Origin of the sequence: Parabacteroides faecis, assembly GCF_014647375.1 — a bacterium.
Taxonomy (GTDB): domain Bacteria; phylum Bacteroidota; class Bacteroidia; order Bacteroidales; family Tannerellaceae; genus Parabacteroides; species Parabacteroides faecis.
This window is the reverse complement of sequence record NZ_BMPB01000010.1, coordinates 199182-221727: the sequence shown is the minus strand read 5'-3', so window position 1 is coordinate 221727 and position 22546 is coordinate 199182. Positions and strand designations below refer to the sequence as shown.

Genomic DNA, 22546 nt, shown 5'->3' with positions numbered 1-22546 from the left:
TATACTTCATTCAACTAGCACTTCTACTTATTGATATATTTTGAATCCACTCTCACTATACAACCTCCTTTCTTTATTGATTTGACATATATTTTAAAATATCTCTATTCATTGATAAATAATCATTAATAGAACAATTAAAAATCGTCAGATAATAGGATGATTGTTCTCTGATAAAAAGCCTATCCTCTACCAATTTTTCAATAGCCTGTTTATACAAAGCTGGAATCTGTTTTTCCCAAAATTCAAACACTTGATATTTTTCCTCTCGTGGCAAAAATAACTCTGCCACCAAAAATTTATTATAGAGAAGATCTATATCTTCCGTCTTATAGGGAAAACTGTTTCGGTATAAATGCCCTGCTTCAACATGTTTCAGTAATCTGCACCTTCCACCTTCCATCCATACCTTCATCGAAATAAACTGTTCATCCAAGCCATAGGCACGTAACCCCTTCAATCCTCCCAAATATTTCCAATAAGATTTATTGCTGGCATAAGCCGCTCCTAATAGACAAACAATGTCCACTACATTTTCTCCCGGATCAGGATCTTTCGTGTTCCATTTAGCCTGCAAATCCCCATCCCTGGAAAGATCAATGTAAGCGCCGTATGTTGTCGCCCTATTTGTTTCAATTACATCGTTTCCATTCTCATCCTTTTTAAATGATATAGATTGGCAACAAAATAATGCCCGCTTATCCTTATGAAGTTCTGCAACAATCAACTCCCCCCAATCTGTCTGAAAAAAACGCATATGTCCGTCTAACAACAAAAAGAATTCAGTCGGAGAGAGATCGATGCCTTCATCTCTTGATGCAGCTACTCCTCTTCTTTCAGGGTGATATATATAGGTAGTAGCAAACTCATTCGCAACAGTCTCATAATCAAAACCATCCTCAGAAGCATCATTAATCAAGATGATGTTTATTTTATCACCGGCTGTTTCCCGCAAATTCTTTACGGTATTATATATTTCTTCTCCTTCATTTAAGAATGGAATAATTACAGTTAATTCATTCATATAATTAGTTTTCAATTAAATGAGACATCACCTCACAATAATCCTTCAGTTCTATTATTTGTTGAATATAAAGATCTTTCAATATACTATTGATTGAACAGACTTTCATATATTTCATATTATCTCTATTCAATAAATAATTAATAACGTCTTTACGTATTATATATGAGTTATTACGCATTTGATCATCAAAGACTACACTGATTTGCCTATCATGTACCCGATAATAATATAAGATTTGCGGCAAATTACACAATTTACCTCCTGCTAAGACAATATCTGCCCACAACCTATAATCTTCAGCATATATAAATCGCTTATTATAACGAATATTGTGCGTTCGCAAAAAATCTGTCCTGATCACTCCTATGGTAAAACAATTAGCCTTAGTAAAGGCTAATTCTATTTCGTCAGAATCTAAAATCATTGGAATATAGGCTGCTTCACTCGAGCCAAAGCGTTTAAGACCTGCTCCACAAGCCGCTATCTCAGGATTATATTCCATATAATTATATTGAATCAATAATCTATCAGGATGCATCTTATCGTCCGCATCCATCCTTGCGATATATTTACCCTTTGCACGATCCAATCCGGCATTTAAGGAATCTATAAAACCATGAGGATTATTAATCAGAAATATACGTTCATCGGTATATTTTTGAGCAATTTGTACACTATTATCTGTTGAACCATCATTAATCAAAATCAATTCAAAATCTCGAAAAGACTGATTTAAGACACTCTCTATGGCTTCTTCTATGTAGTGTTCTACATTATAGAAAGGCATACAAACAGATATGGCCGGTTCTTTTCTCATAGAACACTTTTTTTAATTAAGCGAGAACAATAAAATCAACGCGAGTAGACGATACAAATCTAATTAATATTATTTATGTATCTCATTTTATTCAGGAAAAGTCAAGATATTGGCACATGTTACTTAACATCAAATCAGAATTTTGTTTTTTAAAGCAGTTCTTACCTCCATATCAATTGTATCATCGAACTTACGTGCATACAAACACAATGAAGATACCAGTAAAGGAAAATCGTCAAATCGTAAGACACGCGGGTATTCCGGACCTTTCTCCCAATCAATGTATCTAAGATTATTATTACATAAAGATTTCTTAAAAAAAGAATTCACCAACACGGTTTGAAAAAACATCTCATCGGGTATGTAAGTATTTCTGTAAAAGTCATATAATGGAGCTCCCGAAACACAATTCTGCTCAATAAACCGGACACAGTCATCTGTCAATGACCACCATTGCGATCCCCCATACGGATCAAAACCAGAAGGATAAACTCTTGTCATTCCCCGTTGCTTTTGAGCTTCAACAAGAAAACAAGCTCTTTCATATCCCGATTCATCAATAAGCCATTTATAAGTCAGTCTGTCCATACCTCCATTACCGCTCCAGTTTTGATAGGGCATAGGAAAATAGTTTATAAAATTCAAGCCATTATGCCGTTCAAAGAAATCTTTAATTACGCTATTGTTTTTTAATGGAAAATCCTGACCACTTAACAAATGGACATAATCGACCTTTATTCCAGTCTTTACGAGTAATTTAATCAAACTCATTGTAGCCTCAATTTGACTAAAACCTCCCCAGGATACTTTTACACGTTCATTACAAAAAAAGACACGATCCGGAATGAAATATTTTTTTTTCACAAAAGGGACTATATCTACTTTATTATCTACATGTACAAAAAAATAGTTACTGCCATCCTGCAGTGTATCTATCAGATCGGCTAACTGAGATGGATTTTTATGGCATAATATGAGATATGCAAATTTCATAACACATTTTATATGTTAATATACTTTTGTTTTCTAAGTCCACATATCAACGAAAACATAAATTGTGAATACATGTCAAAAGAGATTACGGAATCATTCAATTGTTCTTCTAAATAAGGAACAAGCTCCTTGGTAACTTTTTCCATAAGCATATTATCTTTCTTATCAATATGAGATAAAAAATAGGATATCATCTCTCTACTGATTTTCTGTGAAATGCTTATTTGTTGATTTTTATGTACAGACGAGACTTGCGTTTCGGATATACGGTATTTTAATAAAACCAATGGTATATTAGCCAACGGTCCGTATTTTACTAACTCTGTCCAGAATTTATAATCCTCTGCAAAAATATAATTATGATCATAACGTATATGATGATCCATTACTACTTTTCTTCGAATCATGGATGTAGGATTCGCTATAGCACAAAACAACATAAGTGATGTCAACACTTCATCCGGCAATACTGGCCGTTTTATTATATTTTGCTCATTTCCTATAAATGTAAAAAAACTACCGCTAGCAACTATAGTTGTATGCTTTTCCATAAAATCAAATTGTACCTGCAACCTATTTGGCATCATTATATCATCGGCATCCATTCTTGCAATATACTTCCCCCGGGATAAATCTATACCATTATTTAAAGTAGTCAGGTAATCGTGTGGGAATATTTCGTACCGGATTCTATCATCCCCATATTCCTGGACAATGTCACAACTGCTATCCGTAGAGCCATCATCCAATATAATAAACTCAAAATCTTCAAAGGTTTGAGACAATACGCTATCTATAGCCTCCCGTAAATATTTATCTGCATTATATACCGGCATTAATACTGTTACTGAAGGCTTATTCCCCCCACTTGTTTCCGGTTTTTCCGATACTTTTATATTTCTCATGGCTATTATATATATTCAGGTTTTTACAAACATACATATTATTTTCATATGATTTAGAAACTGTTTTGACTTAACAAAAGTATTTATCAACAAACTGAAAAAATTACAGATTTACAGACTATCCGAATATCAATACTTTATATCAAGTAGTCAAAGAAGGAGTTTATTTATACATCTGCATAGAAGTTATATTTTATACAAATCTCGAAGAGTTCACCAATAGCAGATTAATCTTAATAATAAATTATTACATCATAATGAAAGGTCAAAACAAAAATCTAATTCTTATTTCTGATATAAAGGATAATTATCGATAATAATAACACTTCAACAACTGACAGTTTCCGAATCATTCTGGAGACAGAAACTGTTCAAAAACATAAGATTCTGAGCTTAAATACCTTTGCAGAAACAGCTCGTTGACTTATATTCACACTGATCAAAGCCTACTCTTGATTATTCGCATGCATAATACATAGAACAAACTGTAACAATTGACATTTACCCCATAGGCATAAAACATTTATCTCATTTTTTGAACGTCTTCAGAACGACTGGCCCCAACAAGCCACTATCCCTCAACGGAGCGTCTTTGGATGGTCCGGAAATCGTCCAAGTCTTACGATTTTCTTCCGGTTGGCCGGCATCGTACACCAATCGGTTAAACCAGGTACCCGTAACCTCTACCGTCAATATATTCTTGCCTGTCTGAACGGCATCCGTAATATCCAGGCGATAAGGAGGAGTCCATAATACACGCAGCGGTTTTCCGTTCAGAGAAACACTGGCTATCATTTCTACAGCACCAAGATCCAGCGAATAACCGGCATACTCCTTCGCATTCTCTATATCGAAAGAGGTAGTATAAGTAACTGTACCAGAAAAAGCTTTCCCTTCCGGTGAAATATCCAGGTCTTTCCAAGCCTTCAGTTCATCCGTCTTTAATGAAGCAGGAGCGCCCCATCCATCCGGGAAAGCCAATGTCCATTCATTCCCTACCGGTATTGTTCCGGCTTCTTCCAATAAAACAGGTTTTGACTCACCCTTGCGATCATGCCGGAATACAACAAAACAACTTCCAGCCCGAGGCATATCTAAAGAAACAACAGTCCGATCTCCATCCTTACGGTTAACCGCCGGTTCCATTTCTCCCGTAACAGGGTCCCATATTTCCGCGTAACCTGAATTTCTGAAACTCAAATCGCCCTTAAAGCCCTGACCTTTAGGTGCAGTAACAAAATACCAGTCAGCTCCCTTTGTTTGCCTGTGCGACCATAACGCATCCCCTGTAGCCGTTACATCCGGAGACATCTTCAGCTCACGTAATGCTTCATCGAGAGACATGCCGCTTACGACCATTCCTTTTCCTATCCGGTTACAACCTTTCGACGCTTCTCCCCAAAGTGCATGAACCGCAGCATCGAAACGCTTTTGAGCCGACTCCTGTCCGGATAACGTGGCAAGTCCTTCCGGAGCATCTCCGATAACAACAGCACCTTCACGTACCAAAGCCAGAAGTTTCTCCAAGGTTTCCGGCAGCATCCGCTTGTTATCGTTCAACCATAATACGCTGTATTCGATACCTTCCGGAGTAACGATCTTACCATTCTTCACAGATAAACGGTTCAACAGAACATCCGGATTGCAATAATCATATTTGAAACCTTCCGGGAAAGGATAATTCTGATCCGGTTTATGGCTGATTTCATCCCCCAGATACCATAACACATCGGAAACAGGACGTCCACGTTCCAGCAGATAAGTACACCGGGAAAGATAATTAACAAACTCCGGCATATATTTCCACCATGTTTGCAGACGCAGAAAAGGTGTTCCGATCCCTGAACCGAACGAGGTGCCCGGCGGTAAAAAGTCTATACGCGGATTATGTGTATAAGTATGGAATACGAGATGAGTCACTCCTTCGACACTATTGACATTCATTACCTCCTTCAGCATCGACAGATGTTCGTCCCAGGTCAGTTCAAAAGAGGTAAATGCTTCGGCAGCCACACGGGGTTTACCATACATCCGGGCAGCAGAAGCCGTCGGCTTAATCGGTTTGAAGTTGTTTGAACCGACAAAACTTTCGGAAAGCGGTTGCCAGAATTCACACATCGGTATATCCGCATATTTGAAATATTCCAGTAAGTCAGCCGGGACTATATCTCCGGCAGCCGTTTCATACGAAACCGCCAGACCATTCTGATGTGCCAGCTGGACCATACGCCCGTAGAACTTATCTGCAAAAAGAGAACCGATCGTATTACGCCAATCCAATAAGAAGCGGGCTGTTGTTTCATGGTCATTCACCACGTAACCGAATACGGCAGGCAACCATTGACGAAGAGGATAACCCGATTTCAAACTAAATTCATTCTCCATCTCCTCCGTCCAGGTTTGTGTCTCACACTCCCAGCTATCCAACAACATACCATTTAACAAACCACCCTCCAACGGTCCGTTAGCCAGTCGGCCGATATAACTTGCATAATGTATATCAGGTCCGGTTTCCGACAATTTATTACATTCCCATCCGGTTCCTTCCTTTGGAGCCGGTCCGTTCTGTTTTCCGGTACAAACATGGCCAACCCGCAAGACCGTCCATTTTCCTTCGGGAACTTCCCAATTCAAATGTCCGTTCGCATCCATCGAAGAGGTGATGTCCTTTACCTGATCCAAAGAGACGAAAGCTTCGGGTGACTGTTGCGGCTCCTCTCCGGCACGGACAAAATCACGCAACGTCCATCCCGCCTCAGCTTCCCAGTTATTTTTCCGGGCAGCAGAATACAGGCTCATATGTGAAAGAAGCAAAGGACGCTTATGGGTAAAAGAGATACGGTACGTCTTTACGCCAGGAACTTCGGACAAGGCTAATGTAAAATACTTATTATCCTGCCAGCTGCTTTGCGGGGCATCTGTCTGCAGAATATCTTTCTCCGTTCCATCCGGCAATATAGCCTGAACCTTGATATTCACTCCCGGTTCGTAGCACCAGTTATAATTATAGTTACGAACTTCGGACAATTCGATTGTACGAAGAGGCGTCGGTTGGGAAAAAGAGACTTCCACCCAATGCGGTTGCCCTTCCTCCTGGTTGATCCAATGTCCCTGATCTTTATTTTCAATCAAAAAATCACTCCAAGGATAATCGATATTACTTCGGATAGATTGCGGTCGAAGTGGCTGGTTTGTATCATCCAGCGGAGTAGGAAAAGCCAGGACTGTGATATCTTTATAATCCCGCCAGTCTTCACTACTCGGTTGAGGAACCGCCAAATCCATTGCGACCTGTTTACCTCCGTCTATATCCGTCCGGCTCCATACCAGATGACGCATCGAATTTTCCGGTTTGATCCACGGACCGCCTGCCATCGACCAGCCCGGACAGTTCTGCATCGTAAAACGCAAACCCAACCGGCGGCATTCTTCTGCAGCATGTTTTATCGTTTCTTCCCACGAAGGGCTCAGGCAGGCTATTTGCGGTTCTACTCCCGGCCAGGGGCCGCCAAACTGTCCGTGAAACAACTGGATACCGGATAACCCGGCAGCTGAGAGTGCTTCCAAATCGGCTGTGATACCCGGTTTGGAAACATTCCCGCCAATCAGGTGGAACCAAGTTTCCGGATGATAAATTTTCGGAGGTAACTGAAAGTTCTTCACATCATTTTCTCCGAAAGGTTTGTACAATTCTTTTAAAGACGGGACACCCGGTAAATTTGTCTCTTCCTGCAACGTCGATGTACAGGCGTTCAGGCTGACAATCCCGGCTATTACCACTGACATATAAACAGAACGTCTCATTATCATCCGATTTTAAATTGTATTATTATTGACTATTTTGACACATTCAAGACAAGACTATGCTTACCGGCTTCCAGCTTGATCACTTTATCGCCTTTTACATAATCAGGTAAATAAAGGGTCGCCGTACTATTTGCCGGAACAACCACTTCATACGTGATCTTTTTCCTGTTCCACTCCCATTTGGAGATGATCTGCCCGTAAGGAGAATTATGTTGCGCTTCAAAATGCTTCAGTTCTTTTACAAAGTTGGGACGTAACAAGATATGTTTGAAACCAGGTTGTTCCGGATCGGGGAAAATACCTCCCAGTCCTTTATAGAACCAGCCGCCGATCTCTCCGAACATCATATGATTATCCGAAATATCGCGCTCAGCCTTCAAATCCCAGTTCTCCAGCAAAGTCGTTGCACCATTGACAATCCACCAACCCCATGACGGATAAGTATCTTGCGCAGCTACTTTATAGGCCACTTCGGGATATCCGTTTTCACTCAGGGCATTCAGGATCGCTTTCGCACCCAGGACACCGACATCCAGATGGAATCCGGCTTCTTCCACTTTCTTTGCCAGGTTTTGTGCCACCTTGGCAATCATTTCTTCAGGAACGATCTTCCATTGCAAAGGAACACTCAGTTCTGTCTGGGAACCCTCTGCATATATTCCAGTTTCCTTGTTCAGATATTTGTCATTTACTGCCTTTTTGATCTTTTCAGCCAGAGCTGTGTAATGTTCGTAATCTGCTTGTTTATTAAACAACCTGGCTGCATTTGCCAGAATCCTGGTATCGACATAGAAATAAACAGACGATGTAAATTCTTTATTTGAACGCGATTTAACCGGAACCCAGTCTCCACGTCCCCACGTTGTCAGATGGTTAGGACTTGTGCGATCCACATAATCGACATAACGTTTGATATTCTCGTAACAATCGGATAAAGGTTTGCTGTCACCATAAAACATATACAGGTTCCAGGGGATAATAGCTATCGTACTCGTCCAGTCCAATCCGTTGTCCGTACCATATCCCCAGCCACCTGTAGGGATAATATCAGGAAGTACACCGTTAGGCTGCTGTTCATCCCGATGGTCTGCCAGCCATTTCTCATATACTGTAATACCGTCAAAATTATACAAGGCGGTTTCTATAGCAAAGTGACCGTCTCCTGTCCAACCGTTCTTTTCACGTTGCGGACAGTCGGTCGGGTAACCCATCAAATTCGAGAGATAAGCATTATTGGTTGCCCACCATAATTTATTGACAAGTTCGCTCGATGTTTTGATTGTACCAACAGGCGGAACATCGCTGTGCATAAAATAGGCAGTCAGACTATTCTGATCCAATTCTATCGGCTTATCGCTGGTTACTTCCACATAACGGAATCCTTTATAATTGAACTTAGCCATAAACTCATCTTCGCCACCGCTCAGGATCAGAATATCCGTCTGGAAAGGATCTTTTTCCTTATCTCCCCTGTAATAAACATCGATATTGGACATATCGATACGGCCATTATCAAAAAGCCGTTCCCCATGCTTAATCCGAACCTCCGTACCTTCCTGTCCGGACAGCTTTATATTGGTCACACCCGACATATTCTGACCGAAATCGAATACATAGGTTTTATCATCTATCTTATTAAGAGATTTCGCCGGAAGAGTCAGTACATTATGGATCGGACGGATCTGTTGTGCCGTCACATTTTGAGAAGGAACACCTCTGAAACCGACTCCATGCCATTTGGAATCATCGAAGTCCGGAGTATTCCAGCCCTTTTGTTCTAGGCGGGCATCATAATGTTCTCCGGTATAAATACTATTGAAGGTCAATGCACCTGAAGATGTTTTCCAACTAAGGTCGGTCGGGATGGTTTCTACAGTTCCGTCGCTGTAAGTGATGCGAAGGTCCATACAGAAAGTCGGACGGTTACGCCAGGGAGCCCGGTCGAAGTCCCAAACTGCTTTCGACTGGTGGTTATACCAGCCATTTCCTAAAAGGACACCGATCGCATTCTGTCCGTTCCGAAGTTGTTCTGTCACGTCATAAGCGACATACAGGTTGCGTCTGTCAAAACGGGTGTACATCGGATCCAAGCGATGATTGCCTATTTTCTCACCATTGATATACAATTCATACAGACCGGCAACAGCAATATAGGCACGGGCCGATTTGATCGTTTTGTTGGTTGCAAATTTCTTACGAAAATAAGGGGCTGCCTCATAATTTATATCTTTTCCGTCGCCGATCCACGCTCCTTGCCAATTCTTTATATTCATCATTCCTGTTTCAAAAGAACTGACCGGCGAAGATACTTCTTTATTTTCCAGATCGCCACCTATCACCTTCCAGTAATATTTAGCAAAAGGTTCGAGTTGTTTACCAGCATAAGTGATCAACATATCTCCGGAGTTTATTTTTCCGGTATCCCATATATCAGCTTTCCCATTGACAACTTTCATCGAGTCTTTATCCACCAACACACGATATGAAGTCTGTTTCGCTCCTTGCCTGCTGTCATCCATCCTCCATGAAAGACGGGGAGCCGGATTATCGATACCTATCGGGGTTTCAAGGTGATCACTTTGTAAGCCGGTCAAACGAACGGACTGCCCGTTAGCGCCGGAATAACTGAAGAAAGTAGTAACAGTAATAAATAATATAAGCTTTTTCATCCGCTTGTTATTTTATAGTAAAATCATTTATATGAATTATCTTAGTCAGAACATTAGCCGTTCCAAAGCTCTATATTCTAAGCAAAATATTGGTTATAAAAATGATTTTTGATGTAATATATTTGATAGTATCTGTAATGATACCCTGTTTTTTTAAAAACTCAAAAGCCAGGCTTCCAGATCTTGCAACATTTCCTTATTGTATTTGAAATCTTTCCTGCTGCCCCATCCGTGTCCTCCGGAAGGATAGATAAAGAAAGAAGCCGGCACATTATTTTCCTTTAATGCCAGGTAATAAAGTGCACCGTTTTTGGTAGGAACCGCATCATCATCGTCCGAAAAAGCGATGTAAGCTCTCGGGGTTTCTTTAGTTACCTGCTTTTCATTGGAATACAGATCTTCCAGTTCCCGGGAAGCATCCTTTCCCAATAAATTATCATGAGTGCCGAGATGCGTAAATGATTTATCCATTGTGATCACAGGATAAAACAGCACCTGGAAAGCCGGCCGCACACTTGATTTTGCATGTGTTGCCATAGTGGAAGCCAGATGTCCGCCGGCCGAAGAGCCCATGATCCCTATATCAGCCGGATTAATATTCCACTCTTTCGCCTTCTCTTTTACCAGCCGAAGCGCCTCTTCTGCATCAGAAAACGGGACTTCCCGGTTTCCACGCGGCATACGATACTTCAGAACAACCAGAGTAATACCTAATTTATTAAAGAAAGGTGCCCACTCATATCCTTCATGCCCATAAGCCAAACCTCCGTAAGCCCCACCGGGACAAGCAATAACGGCACGTCCGGTCGCTTTCTCCTTCGAGGGTAAAAAAACACGTAACGAAGGTTTGTAATTCTGGATGTTGTCATCAAAAGGTGTCCGATCTATACCATTCGTATTCGGAAGTCCGTTGGTCCATAGATCTACATCAAACTCTTTTTCCGTAAATTGAGCAGCAACAGAATTGCTGAAGACAAGAAATGTCCAAAGAATAAAAACAAATGTTCTCATAATAATAAATTTAGAATCAGTTATATAAGATAGTGTGTATCTATCCAAAGAGAAAAGCCTGGTCCCTATCTGTAAACCAGGGGCCAGGCTCTTATAAAAAATCAGTTCGCACAATTAATTACCAATCCATTGCCTGACGGGACAAAGCGCAGGACATAGTCAGTATTATTGCCTTTAACGATATTACCTTTTTTACACGTTATAGTATAATTGAATCCTCTGAATTCCGATTGGATAGAAGATTTACCGAAATTCTTGAATGGCAACTGGCCGATCCTTTCCTGAGGAACTTTCAGTTCCAGAGCCCAATCCAATTTTTTTCCGGTAGCTTTACATGAAACATCGATCTTATCTTCATAAAATGTAAAGATAAAAGTATTTCCGCTTTTATCTTTGGATTCTACTTTCAACACACTATTCGAAGGTTCACTGACAACCGGGTCTGTCAGAACTACATCCGTTTTACTTCCATTCTTATCCAGTTCCACTACTCTGAGGCCCGTTTTATCTTCGGGTGTACTCCAGTAGAACCGGTCGATTACCGGCAATGTATAATAGAAAAATTGTCCGCCTGTACCCGGAGTATCCAGATATTCCGATTTCATTTTTTCATCGAATAAGTGAATATCCCTGAAGCAAAAACCATCTTTTTCCCAATACAGGTTAGAACGATAAAAGCGACTGTTATACCATACAGACTTATTTCCTTCCTTGCGGATATCGACCAGCGTAGTAATAGCAGTAGCCGGAGTTTTAGGGAATTGTTCCTTAAACCAACGACCGGATTCTTCGAGCGTTTCTACTTTGATCTTTCCGGCTTTACTTAATGAGTCGAATATCGGAAATTGAAGTTCCAACCCTTTACCCATACCTGACCATGTAAATGAATTTTCTTGTCCGGCCTGCGCATAATTAAATGCCAGACAGGGTTCATCAACTATAGACTCCATGAAATATTCAACCCATTTTTTATCACCGCCTCCGTCTTTATAAACAGGTTCAAGAGTGATGACTCCCTGATGATTCGTTCCGATCCCTGCATCGTACTGGTACATCGGATCGCTGCCTAACATACGGAATACCGGTACCGGGATTTGGAAATCATCTGTCTGGGCAGGCATATAAGCGTTCAGCTTACTGGGATAATAAGCCTGGTTCCAATAACCGCCCCATAAAGTATATCCGTCAGTTCCTACCTGGTCTTTACAGTTGCAGGAAGCGACAATGCCGTATTTTTTATACATATACTCCAATGTATGTGAATCAACATACCAGGAACCTACGGATTTAGGATACTTACCATAAATTTCCTTGAACTTTGCCATGTAGACATCAACCAGCTTTTCTCTTTCTGCCAGAGTATATCCCGGAGTAAAGGCGATATTGGCTGTCGATACCCATGAATGCTCTCCGCGCCATTTCAATCCGGCCGCTTCCACATGAGGCTGGGTGATTTCCCACCACGCACCGAGTTCACATTTAGGGCTAAGCTTGGTTTTCATCAATTTCTGGTATTCCGGATTGATCAGGGCATCGTACTGAAACAAGAAAGTAGCGGGAAAGTCATACCGATTGACAAGGTCTATCTGCTTTTCTACCGTTTCAAACATCAGTGCATCCGAATTTTCCAGGCGATAGTCTGTCTGGCGAATAAAATTGACGATGTTAATTATTCGCGGAGATTTCTCTTTTTTATTACTTGCCGTTTCTTTTGCTGTAATGCTATCTACCGAAAACATCAAAATACTCAACAGTAATAGTACAGTTACTTTTAAATTCATGATATTATTTTTTTATTCTTTATATCCTCATCTTTATCAAAAAAAGAAGAAAAAGCACACAACGACGCAAATTAATAAATAAAAATGCTTTTTACTTATTTGATATTTGACAAATATGTGTCATTTATGCGCTTTTTCTTCTTTCAAATTAATTATAGTATGGATTTTGCTCCAATGTATAATTACTCTTTATGATTTCTGAACGGGGAATCGGTAACCAATAGTGCTGCGGAAGGAAGTTGCGTTCCAAAACAGTGATTTCAGTATATTTGAAATTACCATTTTCATCCTTTTCTATTTTCATACCGATAGAATTTTTGTTTTCATACTCATCCGCGATTTTCCATCTTCTCAAATCGAAATAGCGTTGGTTCTCAAAACTTAATTCTATTCTACGTTCGTTACGAAGCTTTTCAAGCAATTCGGTGCCGGTGGCTGTTACCGGAGGCATTTCTACGCCTTCACGGGAACGTACTACATTGATAGCTTTACGGCATTCTTCTTCATTACCTAAATAATACTGAGCTTCTGCATAATTCAGATAAAATTCTGCCAGTCTGAAGAAAGTCCATGGAGCAGTAGTCGCTTCAGATTCATTAATAACCTGATTTTCGTCATGGAATTTATGCAAATAGTAACCGGTCTTAGAGCAGTTCCAACTTCCAATAGCTCCCTGTTCGCTATCTTGTCCGTTTGGAACAAATGTTTCAACCTCACGACCTCTGAACATTGCTCCATTATGAAGAATGGTTGCATAAAAGCGAGGGTCACGACCTTCATACGGATTTGCCGGATCATAACCGGAACCTGTTTCTGCCGGCTTTTTACCGGTAGCTTTCATTTCATAATCATCCACCAAATTCTGAATAGGACAATTACCACCCCAACCTCCATAACCGTTAGGTGAGTTAAACAAGTTCACTCTGTTTGCATTTGCCTTTGTATAATAACGTCTGAAAATGACTTCGTCATTATCTTCCAGGAAAAGAGTTCTATAGTCGGAAGCAAGGCTATAACCCGGCAGATCGATGACAGCTTTAGCCGCATCACGTGCCAATTCCCATTTCTTCAAATCATTAGAAGTATTTACCAGAGGACTTGCGGCATACAACAGCACCCTAGATTTCAAAGCCTTACAGGCATCAGCAGATGCACGACCTTTATTTTCACCCTCCATCTTGGCCGGTAAATGTTCAATAGCCTCGTCTAAATCCTGTAAGATGAAATCAACGCACTCTTCATAAGTATTTCGTGTTACAGAATAATCGGAATCTTCCAATGTATAAGCTTTTGTTATAATTGGAACACCTCCAAAACGCCATATCAGATTAGAATATACAAAAGCACGAATAAATTTCATCTCTCCATACAGACGACTCTTTAGTTCTTCCGAAACCTGAGCTTCTTCATATTTTGTAAAGAACGTATTGATGTTACGCAAATACTCATACGCTGTATTCCAGTAATTAAAATTAGAAAATCGGCCGGAGTCAAAATTCTCAACATTATCCGGGTTCATTTCCCCTCTGGCAACAATATTAGAACTACCATCCCCATGGCGAGTATATGACTCATCTGTAGCCGATGATGACATTGCTTCATCAAAACCATTCGGATAAGCATTATAACAGGCTGTAACATAAGCCGTAAGTAAAGCGTCATCATTAAAAACGGCATCCTCTGTAAGCGAATCTAGCGGTTTTTTATCCAAAAAATCGTTACAAGAACTAAAGCTTAACAGTGCAGAAACTGCCAAATATATTATCTTTTTCATTTCTTTCCTTTTTTAAAAAGTTAAGTTACATCCTAGATTAAAGATTCGCATTTGAGGATAATAGTTACCTTCTCCACTACCTTCCGGATCTACATATTTTATATGATCCAGGGTAAACAGATTCTGTCCGCTCAAATAAACTCTACAATTGGATATACGCAGTTTATTAAACCACAAATTAGGTAAAGTATATCCTATTTCCAGATTTTTCAAACGTACGAAAGAAGCATTTTGTGTCCAGAAACTACACGGGTTTTCGATACCATAGTTGATAGTTCCACCAGCACGAGGCATAGTTCCATCGATATTATTTTCTGTCCAACGATCTTCTGCTCTCCATTTATAGAAATTTGAAGTGTTATCCATACGACTGATTACATCTTTTACTGCACGAGCCTGTCCCTGGAATAATACGCTAATATCGAAGTTTTTCCAATCAGCAGATAAATTCAGGCCAAAGATAATTTCCGGGAAATTAGTTAATTTCTGGCGAACACGGTCCAGTGAAGTAATTTCACCATCACCATCCACATCTTCGAAAATCAAATCACCCGGCCGAGCTGCATCCAAATGGGGGTAGGCATCCAATGCGGCCTGATCTTTAAAGATACCTATAGCATGATACTGTAGACCAGCTCCCATTTGGCCTCCTGTTTCATTCATATATTCATGTCCCTCACCCCATGGAGTTTCATCCATGAACAATACTTTATTTCTAGCGAACATAAAGTTTCCACTTGCACGGAAATTTACTTCACCGATCTTATTGAAATGACTCAACTGAATTTCCATACCCTGGTTTTGAACTCTTCCGATATTTTCATTCGGTAAATCGATCAAACCTGTATATTTAGGAATAGAGGCATTACGTTTTGCCAAAATATTAGAACGTTTTGTTTTGAAATATTCAACTTCAAAGCCTAAAAGTCCATTCCAAAATGTTCCTTCAGCACCGATGTTCCAGGTATCAGCCACTTCCCACGTTACATTATTATTAGGGAAACCTTTTTGATACAGACCGACCATATCAGTTCCGCCAAATACGTAATTACGTCCCAGATTGTATTTCAGCAAATACTGGAAAGGATCGATATTGTCGTTACCCTGCTTACCAAATGATCCACGAATCTTCAAATTATTGATCCAATCGATATTATCCTTAATAAAGCTTTCTTCAGACATTCTCCAACCGGCGGATACTCCAGGGAAGAATCCCCAACGTTGCCCAGCCTGGAATATATACGATCCATCATAACGGAAGTTGAACTGAGCCATATACTTACCGGCAAAATCGTAAGCGACACGTCCGAAATAACTGCGGCGTGCACTTTCCGAGGCATCACCGGAGTTATCATAATAATCCTTGTTTGAAGTACCTGCAAACAGCTGGTCGATAGCCGTAGACATAAAGCTACCACGAGACGCCCAGAAATTATCCTTTCTATAGCTATTCTGTTCAAAACCTAAAATAGCATCTACTCCATGACTGCCAAATGTTTTCTTATACTTCAATTTAGCATTCAATGTCAATGACCAATCAGCTAAATGTTCTTGCTTCAATGAAGTCTGCTGAACAAGTGTGTTCATGTGTTCCGTATACGTATCAGTAGCCTCATCCCATGTGTAAAATGTCCAAGGCGTCTGCCATTTTTTATGGTCTTTTCCTATACGGTCATAAGCCATATAAGCATCTACTCCCAGACCATCTAACAACCAAGACAAATTCCAGTCTGCAGTAATAGTTCCATTAAACACTGCTTTCTTATCATATTCATAACCAGTCTTATCTGTAGCCATCACGATAGGGTTACTATCCAAACCATTCGTTGGCAATCCATTCGGATATTGAGCCAAAACGGTAGGATAAGATCTGGTAATACGCCAGAATATATCACCGGCACTCATACTCGGGAAATTAGCATCTTCCAAACGGGATGCGATATCTACCGAGATTTTCAGGTCTTTAGTGATTTTAGCATCGATATTTGAACGAACATCATATTGTTCATACTTTGTCGATCCATTTTTAAAAATACCATCCTGACTGGAGTAACCACCGCCTACATAGTAACTAACAACATCCGTACCACCGGAAACTGAAATATTATGCCTCTGTTGCAAAGCTCCTTTTTTAAGTACCTCATCCGCCCAATTTGTATTCGGATAATGTATTGGATCCTGTCCGTTTCTGAATAATTCAATTTCATCGGCTGTATAACGAGGATCACGTCCGTCGTAAGATTCCAGTTCATTCGTAACTTCAGCAAAAGTCGCAGCATCTGCCAAATCCGGTACACGTGTCGGTTGCTGTACACCAACATTGAAAGAATAACTGATCGACGGTTTTCCTGTTTTACCTCTCTTAGTCGTTACCAAAATAACACCATTGGCAGAACGAGAACCATAGATAGCGGCTGAAGCATCTTTCAAAACCGTAATACTTTCAATATCATTCGGGTTAAGTCTATCCAAAGAACCACGACCTGCAATACCATCGATCAGTATCAACGGATCATTATTACCGGTTGTACTCTTACCACGAATATTGATCGTTACTCCGTCAGCACCCGGTTCACCACTGCCATTACTTACAACCAGTCCTGGCAGACGACCCGCTAATGCCTGTCCCAAGTTCTGAGTCGGACTCTTGATGATATCATCGCCCTTTGCCGTTGCGATAGAACCGGTTACAACACCCTTCTTCTGTGTACCATAACCTACTACGACAACTTCCTCTAACGCCTGAGTATCTTCTTTCAGTACGACCTCAAAACTTTTCTTATTTCCGACTTTGATCTCCTGCGATAAATAGCCAATATATGAAACTTGAATTTTTGAACCAGCCGATACAGATAAAGAAAATTTCCCATCAATATCAGTCATGATACCGTTAGTCGTACCTGCTTCTATAACATTAGCCCCTATAATCGGGAGACCGGATTCATCAACAACCGTACCGGTTATAGTTTGAGTTTTTACCTGTTGGTTACTTTCAGGAGTAATCAGAATATGACTTCCCTGAATAGAGTATGAACAACCGGCATCTTTCAATATAGTATTTAAAACGTCACTTAATTTTGTGTTTGTATAAGGCTTGTTAATACGTTTATTCGTATTAACTAATTGGTCATTATAATCTACAGAAAGATCTGTTTGCTTTTCTATTTCAACAAAAGCTTCTTTCAGTGTCATTTGACCAGTAAGTGTAATTGATTGATTTTGAGCTTTTAGATTAAAAGAACAACACATGAAAAATGCAAAGCAAATAGGTTTAGCAAAAGTATTTACCATACATTTTCGTGATTTGTTATATATTTTCATAACTTTGTACATTTAAGAATTAAATTGAATACTATCTTTTTGATTTTAGGGCATATATAATGCTCCAAAAATCGGGATGATTTTCGATTTCAGTCCGGGAAGAAGTGATTGGCCGTCAGCTTCCCGGATACCTTTTTTTCATGATATCGTTATTTTTTTTAGTTATTACTGAATATATACATCATTGTTTACAATTTTATATTTAAAGTTAACTCCAATTCTTTTTAAAACAGTCAATGCATCTTCCAAGGACTCATGTGCATGGAAACGAACAGTAAATGTCATATTTGCAAACTTAGTATCATTATAATTGATTTTTACATTATATTGTCTTTCCAATGCCCGAAAAATATTCCCCAATGTTTCCTGTTGAAAAATTAAATAACCTTTTGTCCAGGAACTTAACCGGGAAGCATCCACAGAACACCTAACAAAAGATGCGTCAGCATGATTATAAACCAACTGTTCATTAGGATTCAATATGACAGAACCGGACGAACCTATTTTATCATCCACTTTAACTCTACCTGATTCCAAAACAGTCGTAGTCTCGTTTTCTTCCGGATAAGAATGTACATTGAACACGGTTCCTAAAGCTTCTACATCCAAGTAATTCGTCTTTACTATAAAAGGCCTTTTTGGGTCCTTCATTACTGTAAAATGAGCTTCCCCTGTTAGAAAGAGTGTTCGCGTATTTCCAAATTTTTCAGGGTAAATCAAAACAGAATTAGCATTTAACCAGACTGTTGATCCATCAGGTAAAGTAATTTGTTTTCTTTCGCCATTTGGAACAAAGCATTCCAACATATGCACATTTATTCCTGAATTTTCATAATACCATGTAGTAGTAAAAATACCTAATAGAGGTAATATAATAATTGCAGCAACAATGACCAACCGATGATAGAATTGATTTTGCCCGGAATGAATACGTTTATTTACCTTTTTCAATTCTGCGTAAGAATCAAAATCCATAGTTACAGGCAAGGAATTCCATATTTCTTCCAATACTTCCTCTTTTTCGCGGGTTTGTTCCGGTCTGATAAACCACGTTGCAAACCGATTACACACATCTTTAGGAAAATCATTTCCAAAGAAGCGAGAAAGTAATGTATGTAGATGCTTTTTATCCATATTTTATTTAGTCTGTACTATTAAGACAAATGGGATAAAAAATACACACAGTCAAAAATGATTTTTTTTCAAATAAAAAAAGGAAGTACTACTTTTAAGACTTTTCTCAAATCAGATAAAGCCTGAGTTATATGGTTTTCAACAGTTCTTTTGTTGATATTCAGCTGATGGGATATTTCTTCATTGGAAAGACCATCTTTTCGGCTCATTTTAAAAATGAGCTTTCTCTGAGGAGGCATATTGTCAATTGCTATGTCCAGCAAAAGTCCTAACTCTTCAGCTAAAATACGTTCTTCCAGCAAATCATCCACCCAGATAAATTGATTTCGGTATTTTTCCAAATGATCTTCATGAATTGCATGTAACTTATAATAATTATAAATCTCATTTCGAGCCATTCGGTACAAATACGCCTTGAATGATTCGGCAGAAGCCGCAAGTTTCCGATGAGTCCAGACCTTAACGAAAACATCCTGAGCAATATCCAATACCTCATCTTCATCCTTTATAAAACCGAGTAGAAATCGTTTTACTAAAGAATGATATGACATAAACAACATATTGAACGCCTCATGATCTCCTTTTCCTAATGCTTCCAGATACTTAGCTTCTAAGTCTCTATCCATTTGCTTATCTTGTTATTTGTGGCTATTATCGTCTCAAAAGTATGTCATATTCACGGAAAAAACAAATAAGCCAATCATTTAAGCCTGCAAAAAATCAGGAAACCGATCCTTTGTCAATAATTCAACCACAGTTTGAAAGCACTAATCTTCTCGCGGCTCACAATGATCTTATCTTTAAAAGGCGGTATTACTTTCACGACCACTTTTCCCAGGAAATAACTCTCTATTTTCTGGATAGCCTGAACGCTCACCACTGTTTGCCGGTTCGTCCGGAAAAAACGGTCCGGATCGAGCTGCTCGCACAACTTATCCAGAGACAGATCTATAATGTACTCCTTATTTGGGTGGGTAACGGCAAAAGTAATCTTATTTTCAGAATAGAAATAAGCAATATCATCGACCTGCAGAGTAAACAGCTTGTCTTCGCCCGAAATAAGGAAACGTGTCCTGTATTTTTTCGCAGGGCTGGTTATATTCTGTAGTATTTCCAGGATATCCCCTTGTTGACCGAACGGCCTGTAATACTTAGAGATCAATTTCTCAAACTTCTCCAAAGCTTCGGTTAACCGTTCTTTATCGATCGGTTTCAATAAATAATCTATACTGTTCACTTTAAAGGCACGGATCGCATATTCATCGTAAGCTGTCGTAAACACGATCATACTTTCGGGATTCGCCTGTTCAATAAAAGAAAAAGAAACGCCATCGGTCAACTGGATATCCAGAAACAGGATATCCGGATGCGGATTGCTGTTGAACCATTTCACAGCCCCCTCCACATTTCCAGGCAATAACAATATTTCCCATTCAGGACGCAACTCTGTCAACATCTTGTTCAGCAGACGGGCTGCCGGAATTTCGTCTTCAATAATAGCTGCTCTTATCTTATTCATTCAGCAAAGGAATTTTGACAGTAAAACATGTTGAATCATTCTCCACGATAATATCCCGATTATTCATCAGTTTATAGCGGGAGGACAAATTCCTGAGTCCGGTACCCGACTTCACGACATTTTGTTTAAGCCTTATCTGATTACTTACTACCAACATTTTCCTGTCTTCCGTAGTATTCAGATGAATGGTCATCGGATTATCCGAATTGATTATATTGTGTTTGATCACATTCTCGGTCAACAACTGTAAAGTAAAAGACGGTATTTTCTTTTCCAACAAAGAAGGATCGATTTTGTTGTCTACAAAAATACAATCCCCCAGTCTTACCTGATGCAGGAATATGAATGATTTCAAAAAAGTCAACTCCGAACTCAAAGTGACCAGTCCTTCCTGCTGGCTTTGCAAAATATACCGGTAGACTTCCGACAACCGCTGGGTAAACACCACGGCATTCCCCGGATTATATTCTATTTCCGAAATCAGAGTATTCAGATTATTAAATAAGAAATGCGGATTCAATTGATTCTGCAAGGCGACATATTGCGCCTTTATAGCGCTCTCTTCCAATTTATTCGCCTTTTCATGAAGGACGATCAACTGCCTGTAAAAATTCGCAACCATCGTGAGACTGACAATCACCATCTCCACCAGCCAGACAACAAAGATCATTCTAATACCAGCCCCTTTTAACGCGAAAGGTGAAGGAATCTCCAACAAAACCTTCACAATGGAAAACAACAGATAATTCAGCAAAAACAAAAGTCCCGCCATCAAAATGCAATTAATCATCAATTGATTTTTCCTCTTTACCAGGAACTGATAGCTTCTCTTCTGCCATTCATTGATCAGCATTATACTGAATCCTAATGCATTAAAAACAAACACAACCAACAGGAAAGCCCAGAAAGAAATCAGCAGATGCTGGTGCTGCGGAGAAAGATCCGAATAAAGCACCATAAAGAAGTAAGAGAAACAGGCTAACCCGGAAAAAAGGAAGAAATTAAAATAATGATTGTATTTGTTCTGCATAGCTTAATAATCTATTGTAAACACAAATGTAAGGTTTTAAAGAAATAAAGAGGGTATCTGATATCGATTTTCAGATATCCTCTTTATAAGAAAAATATATATCACGAACATATCAGAAGCAAATACCGACACGGAAACCCAGATTATTCTGTCCGTTCATCGAATAAGTCAGCAAATCCGTCTGGTTTGTGGCATAACTGTAATACAAAGCCACATGAAAACCTAAACGCTTGTCAGGTACCGGATAAATATTCATTCCCAATTCAGGCGATACATAAAAACCCCACGGATTCGAATAATAACGGACTGTCGTCATATAACTCGAGTTTTCCGCGTACATAGCTCCCAACCTGACACCGACATAGGGTTTCAGATAATCGTTCTGCCCAAGACGGTAAGAAGTGGAAAGACCGAAAGGTAATTGGAAAGCCGACAACTGCTGGTCAGTCGTCAACGACTCGGTCGGCGATAATTGTAATGTCTGCCGGTCTACATATTTATGATTCGTATGAAAACTCAGGAACGCTCCCAACGACCAACGGGGAGTTACATAATACCCTGCTTCAAAATTCATACCCCAACCACTTATTTTATCAGCAAAATCCGTACTGATCGGAGCATTCATCTGCCAGTCTACATTAAAATGCAACTTATCCTCTACCTGTGCCTGTCCTTTCAAACAGAAAACGGACAGCATCATCAACAATATGATTTGTTTTTTTAAAATGTATCTTATCGTTTTCATAATCTTCCGGTTT

The 22546-nt window shown here is 39.6% G+C and carries 14 protein-coding genes and 1 pseudogene; all 15 read right to left on the bottom strand.

Annotated elements, in window-relative coordinates:
• Window positions 1-73 precede the first annotated feature (73 nt).
• The 15 genes and pseudogenes from IEY67_RS16060 to IEY67_RS15990 all read right to left on the bottom strand — a co-directional run bounded on the left by IEY67_RS16060 (window position 74) and on the right by IEY67_RS15990 (window position 22533).
• Window positions 74-1024: a glycosyltransferase family 2 protein gene (locus IEY67_RS16060; protein ID WP_183668731.1), complete on the bottom strand. Its 951-nt coding sequence runs from the start codon at window positions 1022-1024 to the stop codon at window positions 74-76.
• A gap of 4 nt (window positions 1025-1028) precedes the next feature.
• Complete coding sequence (locus IEY67_RS16055; RefSeq protein WP_183668729.1) at window positions 1029-1844, bottom strand: glycosyltransferase family 2 protein; 816 nt, start codon at window positions 1842-1844, stop codon at window positions 1029-1031.
• A gap of 129 nt (window positions 1845-1973) precedes the next feature.
• Window positions 1974-2837, bottom strand: coding sequence for a beta-1,6-N-acetylglucosaminyltransferase (locus tag IEY67_RS16050; protein WP_183668727.1), 864 nt, complete (start codon window positions 2835-2837; stop codon window positions 1974-1976).
• 8 nt (window positions 2838-2845) lie between these two features.
• The gene (locus tag IEY67_RS16045; protein WP_183668725.1) at window positions 2846-3742 is read right to left on the bottom strand and encodes a glycosyltransferase family 2 protein; all 897 of its coding nucleotides are present in this window, start codon (window positions 3740-3742) and stop codon (window positions 2846-2848) included.
• Window positions 3743-4270: 528 nt separating this feature from the next.
• Window positions 4271-7546, bottom strand: coding sequence for a glycosyl hydrolase (locus IEY67_RS16040; RefSeq protein WP_183668723.1), 3276 nt, complete (start codon window positions 7544-7546; stop codon window positions 4271-4273).
• Between the two features lie 32 nt (window positions 7547-7578).
• Entirely contained in the window at window positions 7579-10218 is a 2640-nt protein-coding gene (locus IEY67_RS16035; RefSeq protein WP_122354595.1) for a glycoside hydrolase family 78 protein, read from the bottom strand.
• 156 nt (window positions 10219-10374) lie between these two features.
• A pseudogene (locus IEY67_RS16030) lies at window positions 10375-11229 on the bottom strand (alpha/beta hydrolase); the annotation flags it as partial.
• A gap of 101 nt (window positions 11230-11330) precedes the next feature.
• Window positions 11331-13010, bottom strand: a complete 1680-nt coding sequence (locus tag IEY67_RS16025; protein WP_183668721.1) for a hypothetical protein — start codon at window positions 13008-13010, stop codon at window positions 11331-11333.
• Window positions 13011-13158: 148 nt separating this feature from the next.
• Entirely contained in the window at window positions 13159-14784 is a 1626-nt protein-coding gene (locus IEY67_RS16020) for a RagB/SusD family nutrient uptake outer membrane protein (protein WP_122373609.1), read from the bottom strand.
• A 12-nt stretch (window positions 14785-14796) separates the two neighbouring features.
• Window positions 14797-17976 (bottom strand): TonB-dependent receptor, encoded by a 3180-nt coding sequence (locus IEY67_RS16015; RefSeq protein WP_229801094.1) that lies wholly within the window; start codon window positions 17974-17976, stop codon window positions 14797-14799.
• Window positions 17977-18270: 294 nt separating this feature from the next.
• Window positions 18271-19239: a FecR family protein gene (locus IEY67_RS16010; RefSeq protein ID WP_183668719.1), complete on the bottom strand. Its 969-nt coding sequence runs from the start codon at window positions 19237-19239 to the stop codon at window positions 18271-18273.
• A 68-nt stretch (window positions 19240-19307) separates the two neighbouring features.
• Window positions 19308-19865: an RNA polymerase sigma-70 factor gene (locus IEY67_RS16005; protein ID WP_122373611.1), complete on the bottom strand. Its 558-nt coding sequence runs from the start codon at window positions 19863-19865 to the stop codon at window positions 19308-19310.
• A 113-nt stretch (window positions 19866-19978) separates the two neighbouring features.
• Window positions 19979-20758 (bottom strand): LytR/AlgR family response regulator transcription factor, encoded by a 780-nt coding sequence (locus IEY67_RS16000; protein ID WP_122373612.1) that lies wholly within the window; start codon window positions 20756-20758, stop codon window positions 19979-19981.
• Window positions 20751-21788 carry a sensor histidine kinase gene (locus IEY67_RS15995; protein ID WP_183668717.1) on the bottom strand — a complete coding sequence of 346 codons (1038 nt, stop codon included), beginning with the start codon at window positions 21786-21788 and terminating at the stop codon, window positions 20751-20753. The genes IEY67_RS16000 and IEY67_RS15995 overlap by 8 nt, the downstream gene beginning before the upstream one ends.
• Before the next feature lie 112 nt (window positions 21789-21900).
• Entirely contained in the window at window positions 21901-22533 is a 633-nt protein-coding gene (locus IEY67_RS15990; RefSeq protein WP_183668715.1) for a porin family protein, read from the bottom strand.
• Between the last annotated feature and the right edge of the window lie 13 nt (window positions 22534-22546).